Raw genomic sequence first — 15,867 nt, 5'->3', positions numbered from 1 at the left:
AGCTGGCGAGCAGCTTCCGTCCTGCCAAGCGTTTCAGCCAGCGCAACGGCCTGAATCTTGAACTCATCGGTGTAATTGCGGCGAGTGGTTGGGTACATGACAACCTCCAAGATAGCGATGTAAGTATCGCTTCTTGGCGTCCGCTGTCACGGGGCAGGCCCAGGCTGTGGCCTTATCTCAGGCTGAGGCGCCGGCTCTCGCTGCGGGGTAATCTCGGGCTGAGAGGTAGGGGCTGGCTGAGACTTAATCTGAGGCTGAGTCGCCGGGTCGCTGGCAGACGGCTGTGGGGTTGTTGGAGCTGCTGGAGCTTGGGGCGGGGGAACTATAGACGTCGACGATGAGGGTGCAGGGGCGCTGTAGGTAAAGGCGTATATGGAAATACCCAGGGCCGCGACCCCAAGCATCGCAATACCCCGGCAACTCACCTTGTAGAAGAGCCCTTCGGCTTGCTCAATCGGATCCCCTACCATCTTCTTGAATTCGGCTTCAGACAGAAAGCGATACAGCTTTGGCTGCCAGTCCTTACGAAGCTTTCGCTGGATATTGATGAACTTACGGCCCGACATCACGTTCAGTACCGTGTAGCCAACTGCGACCGCCATGACGATCGAGATCAGGTACGGGTTGATCTGCAACGTGAGCCTCGCGGCGATGAGGCCCAAGCCAACGGTCAGCGCCGTGGAGATCGCTGCGATTGCTTGCCGGGTCGCGTCTGTGGCCTTCGACGTTTCCTCCGTCACAGCCTTACGAAGATCTGTCAGGGATTTCAGGGTGTCCTTGGTGATTTCCGAGACCGCCATCTGATAAGCGATTCTCGCGCAATCCAAGGCAGCGGCCAGGTTCTCCCTGAAGTACTCCTGTACCTCCCCGTCCGCCCGACCGGAACGCGCGATTTCGGCGGACAACAGGATGTGCTTCACCTCTGCTTCCCGCGCGTTATCGAACACCCATGCCGCTGCTTCCTGGACAACCTCGAAGTCTTTAAGCGAGATGGGAGCATGACCCTCTACCGCCTCTGGGATCGCAAGGTTTAGCTTGGGCGGCCCCTTGAAGGTGAGCTTGCTACCACTGGTGTCGATTTCATTCGCAAAACAACGGCTCAGGGCACCGAATGCCTGACCTGCCCAGAGCATGTGTAAAGGATCAGCCTCATCGAGATGATGTCCTTCTGCGAGCAACCAAAGGCGCACATCCTCCGGTACTTTGCGGAGGGTCGCTGATTCTTTCACCAGGAGGCGGGGTGACTTGGTCGCCTGTGATTCGGTGTAGTCGCCCTCTTCACCCCAACCACAATATGCCCTCGCTCTGGTAACGAAAGGCTGAGTGAGGCCAAGCAGGTGCCAACGTGCAGCAGCGTGCCCATTGACCAGGAACGCCTTGAAGCCTACTTCCGTCGCCACATAGAGGGCCTGTTCCTGGACATGGTCTTCCGGAAGTGGCTTCTCCAGCTCAACGCGAAACGGCCCAAAATCTTCATCCTCATCATCGACGTCAGTTTCGCTGCTCGCGCAGTCGTAGATCGTGAATGACCAGGCAGCAGTGACAGCGGCTTTCTTGATCGACCGAGCAGTTTCCGCAGATAGGTCGGAAACGATGAGCGTCAGGTTGCCCTCTGTGATTAGCGCCTGACGCTTGCGCGATAGCTCGTTAAGCAGGCTGGCCAGGCTTTGGTGTGACAACGCTGTCCTCCTTGACTCGGTCTGTGTCGACGATGATTTGTTTCTTATCTCCGTCGAGCTGTATCACCTGGACATTGGGGTTTTCCTTCCGATCGGGGAAGAGAATCGTGACGCCCTCAGCCGTGACGATCTTGCGCATGTAGGGCTGTCGGAGGATCCGGCGATCAGGCTTGAAGCTCAGCTCGTGCAGCTTGCTTTTCCTGACACGACTACGCGTCTCACGCTCCAGGCGGTTGGCGATTTTCTCATCCTCAGGATGCCCCGCTGCCAGCATCACTGCCTCAACGATCGCCTCTTCATCAATGCGCCGGCGAGTGCCCAGGTTGGCTTGGGCCCGCTGCAGCGCCTTGGCTATATCCTGACCGGGCAGGTGCTCAATGCAGGTCTGCAGTGCCGCCTTGAGGACTTTGCGGGTGATCTCGCTCAGCTCGGTGTCCGAAACTGCCCTGCTCACAGCCAAGAAATCGGCGAAGTAGTCGGCAAGATCAACCCCTTGCTTGGTGCGGTCGGTGGCCGAAATGTTCTGGTCGGCAACCCCGCTGATCACCCGAATCAGCGCCGTTTTTTGAATGGCCTTCTTCTCGTCCACCAAGGCATTCACGATACGCCGCAGCTTCTTTCCTGGAGCACCATCATTCTGCTCCAACGCAAGCTTGTAGTCGTACTTGATCAGGCTATAGATCTTCACATCCGGGTCTGCCACCGACAGCTCGAACATCAACAGAACGCCATCAGCACTGCCACCCACGTGCGCACGGTTGAAACTGGCGGCTAGGGCCTGAGCGCCGGCCACGAAGGACGTGTCCTCACTTGCGATCGCCTCGACCTCGTTACGGGTCACCGATACCGCTTTGAACATGAACACCGGCGCGGTGGCCATGTCCACGATCTTGCCGATGAAGAACGCTTCCTCCTCCAGAGCCCGCTCTGGCATGGCCGCGAAGTCTTTGGTACCCACGACATGCAAGATCATCCGTGTGATCTTGAGTGAATCAATCTCTTCGTCCGAAAAAAAGCTCATGCCATCTCCATGGAATCTGCCCCCTCCTGACCAGGAAGAGGAACCACCCGCCTCGACATGCGCCCAGGCGACAATTACGCATCAATTGCAGCCTGCAGGGCCGATGGCCACCTCCGCGTAGGGCTGGATGTGATGCTGTGGCCGGAGCATATCCGGAAAGGATGGCCAGCAGCCAGCACGCCACGCTGCATGACGCATTTGCCGGATTAGGAGTACATGAGCATCCCGTAGAAGCGACGCCGGCCTGCATTTCAGTTTGACACCCTCTCTAGGCGTCAGACCTTACACAGAAGAGTACATTTGTACTCTAGCTGGTTTTCAGCGGCTGAATCTGAGTCCGTGCCCTTCATCCGGCATTTCACAAAATGCTTAGCCCTTTAGGTGGAACCAGTTCCACCCGTGATACTGGCACGGTAGAATCACTCGCGGAGGGGTGGGCTCTTCCTCTCGCGCAAGCGAGGGCGGTTCTGATAATAAACAGTTTCGGCTGTTGGGCTTCGGCCCGCTGATCCCATTAGGGATGTTCAACGGTACTCAAATCCTCCCACCCCTTCTCCCCTTTTCTATGGAGAGATGTGCGTGAAAAAGGACAACGTCTGGTTCACTTACAAGGCGCGAATTCAGGCTCATAAACGCCTAGAGTGGCTGGACTTTCACTCACAGCTCTTGCTGGTTTGGTATGCGATTCTAAGCACGGCCCTGGGGGTGCTAACCATACGACACAGCACAGTGCTGGGCCCCGACACTGATGTCATGGCGACCATTCTATCCGTCGCGCTGCTGGGCATCTCACTCGCGGTAGCGAATCGGGATTTCCGAGGTCGTGCGATGCTGATGCGTACGAATTATCTGGAGCTGCAGAAGCTTCATCGTGATTTGCCCAACGAGTCATCTGAACCTGACGCCCCGAAGCCCACACCTGCGCAGGTAAACCGCTACAACGAATTGCTCGCTGAGTCCGAAAATCATCGAGAGATCGACGATCGCATAGCGCGGGTGTTCGCAACTGGGCTTACCAGTCGAGTTCCAACGGGTTTCGAGTACTTCAATGCAGTGTTCTGGCTGACGATGCGCTTTTTGATCACGACGATGCTTTATGCACTGCCTGTGGTAGTCGGGCTTTACTCGTTTTGGAACAAGCCATGAGCGCGGCCCTGAGTTTCAAAAAGCGCTTCAGCCGTGAGCACCTTTTGGAAATCTACACCGAGAAAATCAAGCAATCTGGTGCAATCGGGCTCGACCGTATGCGCCCGGCTAACCTCAACAAGATTCTGAGTGCGGAAATCGACCACATTCACGAAAAGGTTCACCAGGGTGAGTACCGCTTCACCGCCTACAAGGAAAAACTGATACTCAAAGGGGCATCATCTCTTCCCAGGCAGATATCCATCCCCACAGCCCGAGACCGTATCGTCCTGCGCGCGCTCTGCAATTGCCTCTCTGACGTGTTCCCCCTTGCGAAACTCACACTCCCTCAGACCGTCATCGACTCGCTGAAAAAAGCCCTCGACTCAGGCGCTTACGCTGAATACGCCAAAATCGATCTGAAAACGTTCTATCCATCCATTCCCCATGACCTTGTAGCCTCGGCAACAAAGAAAAAGATCAGAAAACCAGAGCTTCGCAAGCTGATCAGCAGCGCCCTCACCACGCCCACTGTGCCTGAATCCAGGGGAGGTAAAGGTGCTGATCGACCTACTATTGGCGTACCGCAGGGCCTGGCAATCTCCAACGTACTTGCAGAGATTGCCTTGCAAAGCATTGATGCCACCTTTGGATCAAGGCCGGGCATTTGGTACAAGCGCTACGTGGATGACATCCTGATCCTCGCGCCCGCAGGCTTGGCACGCTCAACAGCGAATGAGCTGATTACCCAGCTAAAGGGGTTGAAGCTCAACCCTCATGACTTTGGGCCTGAGTCGAAATCCAAAGTCGCGCCACTGACTGAGCCCTTCAGTTTCTTGGGTTATCAGATTGAGAGCGGCAACGTACTGATACGTCACGAGAGCATCCTGAGATTCGAAGCATCGGTGGCCAAGATCTTCACTGCTTACCGTCACAAGTTGCTGACCGCCCGTAGCATGGCAGATAAAGAGCGTGCGCTTGCCTATTGCCAATGGAAGCTCAACCTCAGGATCACCGGTTGCATTTTCAAGGGCAAGCGGCTCGGCTGGGCAGCCTACTTCTCGCAGATCACCACGACTGCACAACTACGCTCCGTGAATCACACCATCAGGAAGCTTACCGATCGATTCTGTCCTGGCGGCGAGATTCACCCAAAGTCGCTGATCAAGACCTATTACGAGCTTCAACGAGGCATGAAGGCAGGCGATGGGTACATTCCAAACCTTGACGCTCTCACGGTGCCCCAGAAGCGCGAGAAGCTCGCTATGTGGCTTGGCGCAGAAGCGGCAAAATTGAGCGATTCAGAGGTCGAACGCCGCTTTGAGATCAAAGCCAGTAAAGCGGTGCGGGAGCTGGAGGAAGATATCGCACAAACCTCCTGAAGCTGGCGTTTGGGCCCAGATCAATTCCTACTCTGAATTTGCCGTGGCTAGCAGTCACCCGCGCAGTGGCTTGATGCTCCACGGCAAATAATTCAGGTTACGGGCTTAGTGAACAAACAGGTGCAAGGCGGTCAAACTATCGACTGCATAATTTGATATATGGATATCATCGATGACAGTATTTAAAGCAGCGAACGTAGAAGACGCAGTTGCGCTTGCTGAGAGTTTCAAAGCCGAAGGACGCTACGATTGGTTTCGAGGACAGCTCCGCGAGTGGATGCCAAGTTCGTCGCTGGAGCGCAAAGTACTTCACGACCCGGTCGCTAAATCTCAGCTTGATGAGAAGCTGCTGAGGTTCACGAACTGGGTGATCGAGCAGCCAGCTCTCGCTTATCTTGCAGAGGAAGAGCACGTCGATTCTCTATTCGCTGTGCTTCAGCATTATGGATTCCCTACGAACTATATTGACTTTAGCACCGAACCTACAATTGCAGGCTTCTTTGCATCTGACACTCAATCTCCACCCGAGGAGCCTGGCAATTGCGTTATCTACTGCCTAGATACTTCAGACCTTAAAGAATTTTATAGTCATCTGCCCCCTTCGGTTGAAGGAATAGCACTTATTGCAGAGCCAGTGACGGTTAACGTCCCTAATCTTTGGAGGCTGGAATCACAGCACGGTCACTTCTTGTTCGCGAATCATCCATGGTATCAGATTTACGACATGGATAGAATCGTATTCCCTTGGAGTGGTGCTCCAGCCTTCCCATCGCGCGAACAGATATACCCTTCACACAAGAGCGCCTTGGAGCAAACACTCGACACGTATTTCTTCAATGAGCGACGCATAGAGAACCATGCCATGCTCCGTGCCATAGCAGAAGAGCAAGGAAAGCAAAGCCTGTTCCGCAATATCTATATCGAGACGCCCGAAACCTACGACTCAGATTCATTCGTCGCTCCGCTGAGCCCCACCGCGCAATGGAGCGACGAGGCACTCGAACCATGGCGAGTAAATCCAAACGAACAATTTTATTCGACCGTTGGCCGCCATATGCCTTTGCCCCTTCGTAACGGGGCCACAGCCCCCAGTCTTGCCGATCAGGTGAAACATTCGATAAGAGGGGCACTGAACACTCAACGAGGGCTTCGAGCCCAAGCAGTAGAGTGGATCTTTACCGGGCTTCCCGAGGAAGTCGACGAGGCGTTGCTGAGATCTACGGCTCGTCAAGCATGGAACGGTATGCGAAATCTCCCCTATACGAATGAAGACATCGCCTGTGCCATTTCTGCTTTGATTAACTTTTGCTCAATTCCAGATTGTTATTCGCCTGAAGGCTATAAGGTTGACAGGGCATTCCAGGAGTGGATCCCGGACGCCATATACATCGAATTTGGTTACCAGGGCGATTCGTACTCCAAAGCATACTGCTCAGCTAGCCAAATGTTTAACGCATTAGATCCGGCATGGATTTCAAGTCTTAAAGACCCGGGATCGGTGCTCTCGATAGTAGGAGCGTTTCGTAAAACTCACGACCCTCGCCTGATGTTCGACTTCAGTCAGCTATCGAGCATTTTCGCTCGCGAGATCATTCCATCGCAGTTAGCCATGAAACGGTCTTTGGTGCTGTATAACCCAGCTGACCTAGTTGTCCTTAATATTTCATAGCACATTCACTAACGACAGTCGACAGTCATCGGCTTCGGCTTCGGCTTCGGCAGTTGGTGAGATGCTGGCTCTCGATTAAGCAACAGTCAGAGAGACGGCGTTTTGAGCGTTCAAAATGGGAGGCGAGGATGGCGCTTGCAATGAGTCAGCAAGCGCCTTCCGAGCGGCAAGTTGGCACAAAATATTTTCACCGCCGCAACTCCTGCCAACATAATCTCTCCTTTGAAATTCGACCCACCTGCTGGAAAACTTGAGTTACGCCCCAAAGCTGTTAACGGCAATTTTATAGCCTACTAAGCTCGCCAAACTTACTGGCACCTTGCCATTCTCCACGTAGGCATCTACCCCCACAAATAACCTTGCTTATACAGCTATATCTTTGCTCAACACCACACAGAAATATCCAACGAGCAAAAGTTACGATCGACGATTTACTGATATATTGAAAACCGCACCTCCCACCTTAACTTTCGCGCAGGAAGCACAATCAAAAACCCATGCTACCCTGAGTTCATCCACGGACATCTAGCCCGCCTCACCGTGAACACGAGGTATCAGTCAGAATGATCACTCTCACGCAAATCAAGCTTCATGACAGGAGCACTCTTCGTCGCTTAGGCGTGCTGAATGAAGAGACCGTCAAGCATAAGGTCGATGCCACCTGTGCCCAGGTGGGTATATGGGGAAGCCTGTATGCCTTCAATGCCTTCCTCTCGATCACCAAAGAGCCCATCACAGCCTTCACGAGCTGGAAAGATCTGAAGGCTTTCCGGGGGTTCTTGAGCGTCGAGATGAATGTGGATGACAACGAGGCCTGGCATATCATGCGACCGATCACTGCGGCTCTTTTCCCATCCGTTGACGAGGCGAGTAAGGCCGCCGATCAGCTCTGTGATGAGCCGGTAGCATTGCAAAGAATCATACGTTGCGCTGTCACCCTGCAAGCGGACGATTGAAGAATACCAGTCAATGTTTGAGTGCCAAGATCCAAACATTGGCATCCACGTTGATTTTGGTCAGCTTCGCGCCTTGCTTGGTGAGGATGACATTAGCTACTTTAGCGAACTGCTAGCGAAGCATCTGAGAACCACATCCCACGTTTACGCCCAAGGATTTGGCAGTTGCATTTACGGCATTATGCAAGGACTCGTGTACGAGAATCCTGGGAAACCACTACCGGAGCTGCGTCTTGACAAGGAAAGAACTAAGGCCTTCGTAAGGCAGGTGGAAAATCAGGCAGTAGATCAGGTACTGAAGGCGGGGTACTCGATCGAGCAGGCGTTTGAGAATCGCGAGGTCATCAGGGATTTGATTTCAAAATTCTTTATAACTAATGGATTTCTTTCCGCCTCGAAGTGAGGGAGGCTGGTTGGGGCTCATATTGATGAGCTCCAACCAGTGGATTGCAATGCACATGCAAGACTGGACAATGATTCACTTCCACTACATGTAACACCAAGAAGGAGCCTCCAGATACTATGGCGCTATGGCTTTTCGATGAGTTTGAGCATGTCGTCATACGCCTCGTCTAGTGCATCTTCCTCACTGTCCATGTTATAAATTTCACTTAGAGAAGGTCGAGGGTCTTCTTGAGCCTCTTCATCGGCCTCTGCATCGCAATTTTCAAAATCGTAATCGTCGGTGTCCATCTCTTCGCTGGAAATCTGAGACTGATTACCCGCTGACGCATCTACAGCCGCCGGCTCAGAACTGAAAAGGCCTTGCACCACGGCATCAGCCTTAGCGCTACCCTGAGCAACCTCCTGGGCGAGGTCTACCGGCTTAGTAACGATCGCATTGTTGATGGCCGCCCACGCTTTAACCCCCTCCCCGCTCTGCTGCAGCCCCTGACGCTCCAAAGCCTTCTTCATCAGGCCTGCTGCGACATCAGGGTCATACTCTTTCTCAAGATCGCTGTACTGGGTGTAATGGGTCACCAGATTAGCCGTACCGCTAGGTTTGTTTGAGCTGGAATCATCTGCCATGGCTTATCCTCTCGTATGGAGTGTTGGGGGGAGGTGGGTTGCTGCTTGCTGATTGCTGGTAATGCCCTCTGCCCTACAAGCAGAAGCGGGTGACTCCACGTGGGCTAAACATCCTGAAAGATGGCCTCGGACGTATCCCTAAGCTAAGGGTAGTTGACACCCGGCTGGGAGATGCCATATCACGGCGAACGGTACGAGAATCTCCGGGCTTGCGGGAAATCCCTGCGCAGGCCAGCAGCCCGACAGCGGCGATAACTGATACTTGAAGCTCTTGAATCGGGATTGGCGACATCAGCCCCCTAGACCGGCGCTAATCTGCACCGGGGGACGTATTAGCTTAGAAAGGATCAGCCGAAGGGGGTATGGCGCCTTACTTCTCACAACTGCTCATAGGCTCTTTCGGAGGCTTCATGGGCCTCTACTGGCACTCCTCGGAAACAGCGCTCCGGGTATTAGCGTCACGCAAATGCCCTGTGGACGTTATTAGTGCTACACGTTGATGTGTTGGTACTCTCGAGAGATTTTCTTTCCACTCCCCGTCAGAATCGCACCTTTAGGTTTTTCTTATGGGAACAGCCCAAAGGCCATAGGGTCAGCTCTTCAGATCAAGGGACGGAGGAAGTCAAAGGTCATCTGATCTAGACACCAGAGGTGGACTGTCCGGAAAACTTTGCCGCAGCCTTGCAATTGCTTCGTACCCGCCGCGAGTAATCGCAGCAGGATTTGGCAGAGGCCATCGACCCTAGCTACATTAGTCGTCTCGAAGCGGGTGCTCGATCTGTGACGCTAGACGTTAGCCAAGAGCTGGCGAAAGCACTGGGAGTGGATCCTTTGACCTTGCTGACGGTCGCTTACGCTGCAGAGCGCGGACAGACACCGCAACAGGTTTTGGATCACCTTGTAAAAGACCCTGAGTCCACGGGTTTGCTCTGCAGCGAGATACCGGCGCTGCCGTCGAAGACGCCACACCCAAATGTCGCGGCATCCCGGGAGTTGAGAGAGCAAATCAAAGAGCTCGTCGATCAAGGCTATAGCCAGGCCGAGGTGGCTAGGAGGCTGGGGATTTCACGGCAAACCGTCAGCAATCGCCTGGAGAAGTCGTGAAGCTCAGCGTACAAGTGTCATGACTCAGAGCCCAGCGGCGTGGCTGACCTTCATACCCCGATTGTGAACGGATACAGGCCTAGGACGACTCAGGCATAATGCATGCCCTGCATGCCTAGCTCCCTATGTCCTAAGGTCGTCCGAAAGTGGCTATTGGTGAACCCCGAAATTTGAATGACCTCTTCTATTTCGCGAAGGTCGTGGAGGCTGGTGGTTTCGCTGCGGCAGGCCGCCTGCTTGGCATCCCAAAGTCAAGGTTATCCCGCCGTATCGCGGAATTGGAGGAGCGGCTCAACGCTCGCCTCCTTCAACGCACAACACGCAAGTTGCAGCTCACTGCTTTAGGTGAACGGTACCTGCGCCACTGCCAGGCAATGCTCTTGGAAGCTGAGCAAGCCGATGAAGTGGTTGCCAGCGCAACCAGTGAGCCACGGGGCCCACTACGGGTGAGTAGCCCGGTCGGTTTGGCGAATCAATTCTTAAATCCACTGGTTCGTGATTTCCTCACCCGGTACCCACAAGTCCAGCTCGATCTGCTATTGGTCAATCGCCGAGTCGACTTGATCAATGAAGGTATCGATGTCGCGCTGCGCGTTCGCGAAGCCGAAGATGAAGAGCCAAATCTCGTCACCAAGCGCTTGCGTGAGGCTCGTACGGAGGTTGTGGCTTCTCCGGATTTCCTTGCCGCCCACCCTGTTTGTCACCCCAAAGAACTCATGGCTCTGCCCTTCCTGGGGGCTTTAGACTCTGACCGGCTGGCCAGAATGCGCTTGTTCAACCAGGCCGGCGAGCGGTACGAGATCGCTATGCCTGCCCGTTTGGGTGTCGAAGACTTCATCATGCGTAAGGAAGCGGCGCTGGGTGGTCTGGGCTTCACGGTTTTGCCGTTAATGCACTGTGAGAGCGAACTGGCCAGCGGAGAGCTTGTTCGCATGCTTCCTGATTGGCATTGCGCCCCTTCGTGGCTCCAGGCGGTCTACCCGCACAGGCGTGGAGTGTTGCCGGCTGTCAGGGCTTGGTTGGATCACCTGGCACATGCGTTCGATCGCTGTGGTGACCGGCCTCTGTAAAAGGTGATGTTGCGTCCTTAGCCAATGCGTTGCTTTCAGCATTTGGAGAGCTCCACCAGCCTCTCCTCCTCGGCTATTCTAATCTCAATCAATGAGCCTGATCAAAGTCCTGATTTTGATCATTCGTCAAAAGCAAAATTCTTCTATCCCGTTGATCGATAAAGGAAATATCAGTTTTGATCAATGGTTTCTCTAGGAAAACAGGTCACCTCTTCTACTTCGCGCGCGTCGTCGAAGCCGGCGGATTCGCCGCCGCCGGGCGCCAGCTGGGTATCCCCAAGTCGCGCCTGTCGCGGCGTATCGCCGAGCTCGAAGAGCGCCTGGGCACACGCCTGTTGCAGCGCACCACACGGCAACTCAAGCTCACCGCAGTAGGTGAACGTTACTTGCATCATTGTCAGGCCATGCTGCTGGAGGCCGAAGCCGCCGACGAAACCGTGGCCAGCATGAGCAGTGAACCGCGCGGGCGTTTGCGGGTTTCCTGCCCGGTGGCACTGGCACACGCCTTCCTGCCGGATGTGATCAGCCGCTTTCTCGAGCAGTACCCGCTGGTGCAACTGGACATGGTATTGCTCAACCGCCGGGTCGACCTGATTTCCGAAGGCATTGACGTAGCGTTGCGCGTACGCGACCTGGGCGACGAAGACCCGGCCCTGGTCACCCGCCGCCTGCGCCAGGCACAAATGCAACTGGTGGCTGCACCCGGTTTTGCCGACCACATTCGCGAACCGGGCGAGCTGGCATCATTGCCCGTGCTGGGCGCAGCCGAAGCGGACCGGCTGGTACACTTCCGCCTGTTCGGCCCCCATGGCAAGCAGCAGGAAATAGCGCTGGAGCCACGCTTGGCGATCGATGATTTCGTAGTACGTAACGCTGCTGTACGTGCCGGGCTGGGGTTCACTGCGCTGCCCAGCATGTTCTGTGAAGAGGAACTGGAACGCGGCGAACTGGTGCGCCTGCTGCCAGACTGGTCGCTGCCGGGTGGCTACCTGCAGGCGGTTTACCCACACCGGCGCGGCCTGCTGCCTGCGGTCCGGGTGTGGATCGATCACCTGGCGGCGTCATTCGAGGCTTGTGGAGAGCGGTATGTCTGAACGGAAGATGAGCGAGGCCCAGGTGGCGGCATTTTGTCTGAGCCTGCCGGGGGCGCGGGAAGACTACAAATGGGGCGGCATCCGAGTGTTTTCGGTGGCAGAAAACAAGATGTTCGCGGTGCTAGACCTGGCGGGTGCCGGGTTGTCGTTCAAGGTAGCCGACGAGCTGTTTCTGGGTTATTGCGATCGCCCCGGGATACGGCCGGCGCCGTACCTGGCGCGGGCGCGATGGGTCAGCATGGCGCCGCCCTACCCCATGGGGCGTGATGAACTGTGTGATGTGTTGCAGCGGTCGCACCAGCTGGTCGTGCGTCGGTTGCCCAAGCGGTTGCAGGTGGGGTTGGTCATGTGATCTACCTGTACCGGCCCTTTCGCGGCATTACCCGCAAAGAGGCCGGCACAACTGCACATCAACCAAGGGGCAGATAACGCCCGTCAAGAAACAGCCAGTCTGCCCAGAACACCTGGTGCAGCAGCACAATCCCCCAGCACACCAACTGGAACGACACCTTGCGGGTCTTGTGCCGAAACAGCTGCTGCGCCAACAGCGCCCCCGGCCAACCACCGAGCAACTCGCTGGCATGCAGCACTTTCTCGGGTGTACGCCAGGCCTGGTTACGTGCCTGCTGCTTGTCCTGCCAATACAGCAACAGGCTGATCAGGCTCATGGCCGGGTACAACGCCAACGGCCACCAGGCCTGATCGTTCCAGGCCATGCGCGCCGCCCCCAGGCCGGGCAACAGGCAAAGCACGCCCAACAGCAGCAGCTTCAGGCGCACATTGCGCACGCCTTCAGCCCGTTGCCCACGCAGCGCCTCAGCCATGTGCCGTGGACCAGTCGACCCAACCGAACTGCCAGGTCGCCAGAATGAACAGGCCGAACACAATGCGATACCAGGCAAATGCCGCGTAGCTATGGTTGGCAATGAACTTGAGCAACGCCCGTACGGCAATCATGGCGAAGATGAACGAGGTCACGAAGCCGAGCGCGAACACCGGCAGATCGCCGGGCTGGAACAAGTCACGGTATTTGTAGCCCGAATATACCGCCGCACCGACCATGGTCGGCATTGCCAGGAAGAACGAGAACTCGGTCGCTGCCTTGCGCGACAGGCCGAACAGCAGGCCACCGATAATGGTCGAACCGGAGCGCGACGTGCCCGGGATCATCGCCAGGCACTGGATGAAGCCTATTTTCAGCGCATGGCTCCAGCGCATGTCGTCCACATGGTCCACCTCCACACGGTGCTTACGGCGCTCGGTCCAGAGCATGATGACGCCACCCACCACCAGTGCCGCCGCCACGGTGACGGGGTTGAACAGATATTCGTGAATAAGGTCGGCGAACAGCACACCCAGGACCACCGCCGGCATGAACGCCAGCAGCAGGTTGCCCGTGAAGCGGCGCGCCTTGGGCTGGTGGGTCAGGCCGAAGACCACTTCGAAAATCTTGCTGCGAAACTCCCACACCACCGCCAGGATCGCCGCCAGCTGAATGATGATGTTGAAAGCCATGGCCCGTTCGCCGCCAAAACCGATCAGGTCGGCGACGATAATCTGGTGACCGGTACTGGAGATCGGCAGAAACTCCGTCAGCCCTTCGACCACGCCTAAGATGATTGCCTGGAAGGCAGTCCAAAAATCCATCATTCCCCCGGATGGAGCTCTGCTTGTCGCAGGCCCCTTGTTCTTGATTTGCTTGAAATTGCCTTACACGGCCCGGCTGTTTTACAGCGACTGTTGGGCGCAACGCCAGCGGAAAAGTTCATGCCTGTTAAAGGTTTCATCTTGCGCGGCCGAAATCCTGATAGAGCCCCTTGGCAATTGCTTTACCCGGCCCGTTGCAGACTATCACCAACATAGCACTTAGCCATTAGTCGAGTGTGGGCTCGCTGCAAAGCATGCTTCGATGCACCTTAATAAAAAGAACAATGCGGGAGCTGATGGATGAACACTTTGAGATCGATGTCAATCAGTCAGCGCCTGTGGCTGATCCTTGTGGTGGCAGTGGCTATGCTGGTGGTACTGGGCCTGCTGATGCTGCGGCAGATCCATGGCGACCTGTACCAGGCCAAGGCAGAGAAAACCCGCCATGTGGTGCAAACCGCCGCGGGTGTGCTGGCCTATTACCAAGGCCTGGAAGCTGCCGGCACGCTCAGCCGCGAAGCCGCCCAGCAACAGGCGCTGCAAGTAGTGCGCGCGCTGCGCTACGACCATGACGACTATTTCTGGATCAACGACCTGGGGCCGAAGATGATCATGCATCCGGCCAACCCCAAGCTCGACGGCCAGGACCTTTCAGCCATCCGCGACCCCGATGGTTTCGCCGTGTTCAACGAAATGGTCGCCCTTGCCCGCCAGCAGGACGCCGGCCCGGTCAACTATCGCTGGCCCAAGCCCGGCGCCAGTGAGCCGGTAGCCAAGACCTCGTATATTCAGTTGTTCAAGCCGTGGGGCTGGATCATCGGTTCGGGCGTGTACGTCGATGACGTGCAGGCCGAATTCGCTCGCCAGTTGCGCGACGCTTCGCTGGTTGGTGTGGGCATTGCCCTGCTGATGGCGCTGGTGGTCATGCTGATCGCCCGCAGCATCGCCCGCCCGCTGCAGGAAGCGGTACAGGCGATGGGCAACATCGCCAGCGGCGAAAGCGACCTGACCCGGCGCCTGGACACCCATGGCAGCGACGAGATCACCCACCTGGGCGAGCACTTCAACCGTTTCAACGGCAAACTGCAAGGTGTCGTCGGCCAGCTGCAAGGCGCGGCCCACGCATTGGCCCAGTCCGCCGGGCACGTCGGTGACAATGCGGGTGCCGCACAACAGCGCAGTGCCCAGCAATCGTTACAGATGGACCAGGTGGCCACTGCAGTCAATGAGGTGACCTACGCCGTGCAGGACGTGGCCAAGACCGCTGAACAGGCCGCCGGAGAAATGCGGACGGCACAACAACAGGTGACGCACGGCCAGCAGGCCATCCACGGCAGCCTGGCGCAGATCGACCGCCTGTCGCTGACCATCGATGAGGCCGTACAGGTAATCCGCGACCTGGCCGGCCACAGCACGCGCATCGGCGGCGTGCTGGACGTGATTCGTTCCATTGCCGAACAGACCAACCTGCTGGCGCTGAATGCCGCCATCGAGGCTGCACGGGCTGGCGAGCAAGGCCGAGGCTTTGCCGTGGTCGCCGACGAGGTGCGCCTGCTGGCCCAGCGTACAGCACAATCGACGGCCGAGATTCATACCATGATCGAGCACCTGCAGAGTCAGTCGGACGCTGCGGTCAAGGCCATAGACACCAGCAGCGAGGCATCGCGCCAGACTGTCGAACAAGCCCGCGAGGCCGGCGCCAGCCTGGACGCCATCAACCAGGTGCTGAACAACCTCACCGCATTGAATGCCTCCATTGCCAGCGCTACCTTGCAGCAGTCGCATGTGGTCGAAGAGATCAACCGCAATGTGCTGGATACTGCCGGGTTGTCGCAGCAGACCGCCGATGCGGCGCGTCAGTCCAGCGATGCCGGGGTGGCATTGGGGCGGTTGAGCGAAGAGCTGGAGCAGTTGTTGCGGCAGTTCCGGGTCTGAGAACAAGCCCTTTGTGGGAGCGGGCATGCCTGCTCCTGCAGGTATCGCGTGACCTTGAAGCCTGCGCTGCACCTGTGAGAGCTCTGTCTTGCTCAATTTCTGAAAGCTGGCGTGATTGGAGTGGGAGCGGCCTTGTGTCGCGAAAGGGCCGCGTAG

Annotated in this window: 15 protein-coding genes and 2 pseudogenes; 12 read left to right on the top strand and 5 right to left on the bottom strand. The window is 56.4% G+C overall.

The annotated features are described in order from the left end of the window. Window positions 1-146 precede the first annotated feature (146 nt). Complete coding sequence (locus AC3WLP_RS27010; protein WP_256596093.1) at window positions 147-1,679, bottom strand: hypothetical protein; 1,533 nt, start codon at window positions 1,677-1,679, stop codon at window positions 147-149. After that, the gene (locus tag AC3WLP_RS27005) at window positions 1,648-2,700 is read right to left on the bottom strand and encodes a nucleoid-associated protein (RefSeq protein ID WP_088512242.1); all 1,053 of its coding nucleotides are present in this window, start codon (window positions 2,698-2,700) and stop codon (window positions 1,648-1,650) included. The genes AC3WLP_RS27010 and AC3WLP_RS27005 overlap by 32 nt, the downstream gene beginning before the upstream one ends. Before the next feature lie 579 nt (window positions 2,701-3,279). On the opposite strand from AC3WLP_RS27005, the gene AC3WLP_RS27000 reads away from it, so the two are divergent. The 5 genes from AC3WLP_RS27000 (at window position 3,280) to AC3WLP_RS26980 (ending at window position 8,235) form a co-directional block, all read left to right on the top strand. Further along, a complete protein-coding gene (locus AC3WLP_RS27000) occupies window positions 3,280-3,846 on the top strand; it encodes an SLATT domain-containing protein (protein WP_088512538.1) in 567 nt (188 codons plus the stop codon). Further along, complete coding sequence (locus tag AC3WLP_RS26995; protein WP_085706262.1) at window positions 3,843-5,207, top strand: reverse transcriptase domain-containing protein; 1,365 nt, start codon at window positions 3,843-3,845, stop codon at window positions 5,205-5,207. Before AC3WLP_RS27000 ends, AC3WLP_RS26995 begins: the two co-directional genes overlap by 4 nt. A 172-nt stretch (window positions 5,208-5,379) precedes the next feature. Then, window positions 5,380-6,876: an FRG domain-containing protein gene (locus AC3WLP_RS26990; RefSeq protein WP_088512243.1), complete on the top strand. Its 1,497-nt coding sequence runs from the start codon at window positions 5,380-5,382 to the stop codon at window positions 6,874-6,876. A gap of 563 nt (window positions 6,877-7,439) precedes the next feature. Next, entirely contained in the window at window positions 7,440-7,832 is a 393-nt protein-coding gene (locus AC3WLP_RS26985; RefSeq protein WP_088512244.1) for a hypothetical protein, read from the top strand. Between the two features lie 13 nt (window positions 7,833-7,845). Continuing rightward, the gene (locus AC3WLP_RS26980; protein ID WP_088512245.1) at window positions 7,846-8,235 is read left to right on the top strand and encodes a hypothetical protein; all 390 of its coding nucleotides are present in this window, start codon (window positions 7,846-7,848) and stop codon (window positions 8,233-8,235) included. Window positions 8,236-8,360: 125 nt separating this feature from the next. On the opposite strand, the gene AC3WLP_RS26975 is transcribed toward AC3WLP_RS26980, so the two are convergent. Next, window positions 8,361-8,861 carry a hypothetical protein gene (locus AC3WLP_RS26975; RefSeq protein WP_088512246.1) on the bottom strand — a complete coding sequence of 167 codons (501 nt, stop codon included), beginning with the start codon at window positions 8,859-8,861 and terminating at the stop codon, window positions 8,361-8,363. A gap of 723 nt (window positions 8,862-9,584) precedes the next feature. Between AC3WLP_RS26975 and AC3WLP_RS26970 the strand changes: the two are divergent. The 5 genes and pseudogenes from AC3WLP_RS26970 to AC3WLP_RS26950 form a co-directional block, all read left to right on the top strand. Next, a pseudogene (locus tag AC3WLP_RS26970) lies at window positions 9,585-9,683 on the top strand (helix-turn-helix domain-containing protein); the annotation flags it as partial. A gap of 9 nt (window positions 9,684-9,692) precedes the next feature. Next, on the top strand, window positions 9,693-9,965 hold the full coding sequence (locus tag AC3WLP_RS26965; RefSeq protein WP_256596094.1) for a helix-turn-helix transcriptional regulator: 273 nt from the start codon (window positions 9,693-9,695) through the stop codon (window positions 9,963-9,965). Between the two features lie 146 nt (window positions 9,966-10,111). Next, the gene (locus tag AC3WLP_RS26960) at window positions 10,112-11,035 is read left to right on the top strand and encodes a LysR substrate-binding domain-containing protein (RefSeq protein WP_088512247.1); all 924 of its coding nucleotides are present in this window, start codon (window positions 10,112-10,114) and stop codon (window positions 11,033-11,035) included. A 176-nt stretch (window positions 11,036-11,211) separates the two neighbouring features. After that, on the top strand, window positions 11,212-12,129 hold the full coding sequence (locus AC3WLP_RS26955; RefSeq protein WP_088512248.1) for a LysR substrate-binding domain-containing protein: 918 nt from the start codon (window positions 11,212-11,214) through the stop codon (window positions 12,127-12,129). Further along, entirely contained in the window at window positions 12,122-12,481 is a 360-nt protein-coding gene (locus AC3WLP_RS26950) for an MmcQ/YjbR family DNA-binding protein (protein ID WP_012052560.1), read from the top strand. Before AC3WLP_RS26955 ends, AC3WLP_RS26950 begins: the two co-directional genes overlap by 8 nt. Window positions 12,482-12,539: 58 nt before the next feature. Here the strand turns inward: AC3WLP_RS26950 and AC3WLP_RS26945 are convergent, their stop codons facing one another. Both AC3WLP_RS26945 and AC3WLP_RS26940 read right to left on the bottom strand, forming a co-directional pair. Then, window positions 12,540-12,953, bottom strand: coding sequence for a DUF1294 domain-containing protein (locus AC3WLP_RS26945; protein WP_003253909.1), 414 nt, complete (start codon window positions 12,951-12,953; stop codon window positions 12,540-12,542). After that, window positions 12,946-13,776 carry an undecaprenyl-diphosphate phosphatase gene (locus tag AC3WLP_RS26940; RefSeq protein ID WP_088512539.1) on the bottom strand — a complete coding sequence of 277 codons (831 nt, stop codon included), beginning with the start codon at window positions 13,774-13,776 and terminating at the stop codon, window positions 12,946-12,948. Before AC3WLP_RS26940 ends, AC3WLP_RS26945 begins: the two co-directional genes overlap by 8 nt. Window positions 13,777-14,076: 300 nt before the next feature. Between AC3WLP_RS26940 and mcpP the strand changes: the two are divergent. Both mcpP and AC3WLP_RS26930 read left to right on the top strand, forming a co-directional pair. Continuing rightward, window positions 14,077-14,838: pseudogene (gene mcpP / locus AC3WLP_RS26935) on the top strand (methyl-accepting chemotaxis protein McpP); the annotation flags it as partial. A gap of 138 nt (window positions 14,839-14,976) precedes the next feature. Next, the gene (locus AC3WLP_RS26930; RefSeq protein ID WP_404940839.1) at window positions 14,977-15,711 is read left to right on the top strand and encodes a methyl-accepting chemotaxis protein; all 735 of its coding nucleotides are present in this window, start codon (window positions 14,977-14,979) and stop codon (window positions 15,709-15,711) included. The last annotated feature ends 156 nt before the right edge of the window (window positions 15,712-15,867 follow it).

The organism is Pseudomonas sp. FW305-E2 (assembly GCF_058782925.1).
This window is presented reverse-complemented; position numbering and strand designations above follow the sequence as displayed.

Coding starts and splice junctions, on each gene's coding strand:
- AC3WLP_RS26950 (WP_012052560.1), top strand. CDS start 12,122: ATGTCTGAACGGAAGATGAGCGAGGCCCAGGTGGCGGCATTTTGTCTG.
- AC3WLP_RS26995 (WP_085706262.1), top strand. CDS start 3,843: ATGAGCGCGGCCCTGAGTTTCAAAAAGCGCTTCAGCCGTGAGCACCTT.
- AC3WLP_RS26980 (WP_088512245.1), top strand. CDS start 7,846: ATGTTTGAGTGCCAAGATCCAAACATTGGCATCCACGTTGATTTTGGT.
- AC3WLP_RS26940 (WP_088512539.1), bottom strand. CDS start 13,776: ATGGATTTTTGGACTGCCTTCCAGGCAATCATCTTAGGCGTGGTCGAA.
- AC3WLP_RS26930 (WP_404940839.1), top strand. CDS start 14,977: ATGGACCAGGTGGCCACTGCAGTCAATGAGGTGACCTACGCCGTGCAG.
- AC3WLP_RS26990 (WP_088512243.1), top strand. CDS start 5,380: ATGACAGTATTTAAAGCAGCGAACGTAGAAGACGCAGTTGCGCTTGCT.
- AC3WLP_RS26945 (WP_003253909.1), bottom strand. CDS start 12,953: ATGGCTGAGGCGCTGCGTGGGCAACGGGCTGAAGGCGTGCGCAATGTG.
- AC3WLP_RS26975 (WP_088512246.1), bottom strand. CDS start 8,861: ATGGCAGATGATTCCAGCTCAAACAAACCTAGCGGTACGGCTAATCTG.
- AC3WLP_RS26985 (WP_088512244.1), top strand. CDS start 7,440: ATGATCACTCTCACGCAAATCAAGCTTCATGACAGGAGCACTCTTCGT.
- AC3WLP_RS27005 (WP_088512242.1), bottom strand. CDS start 2,700: ATGAGCTTTTTTTCGGACGAAGAGATTGATTCACTCAAGATCACACGG.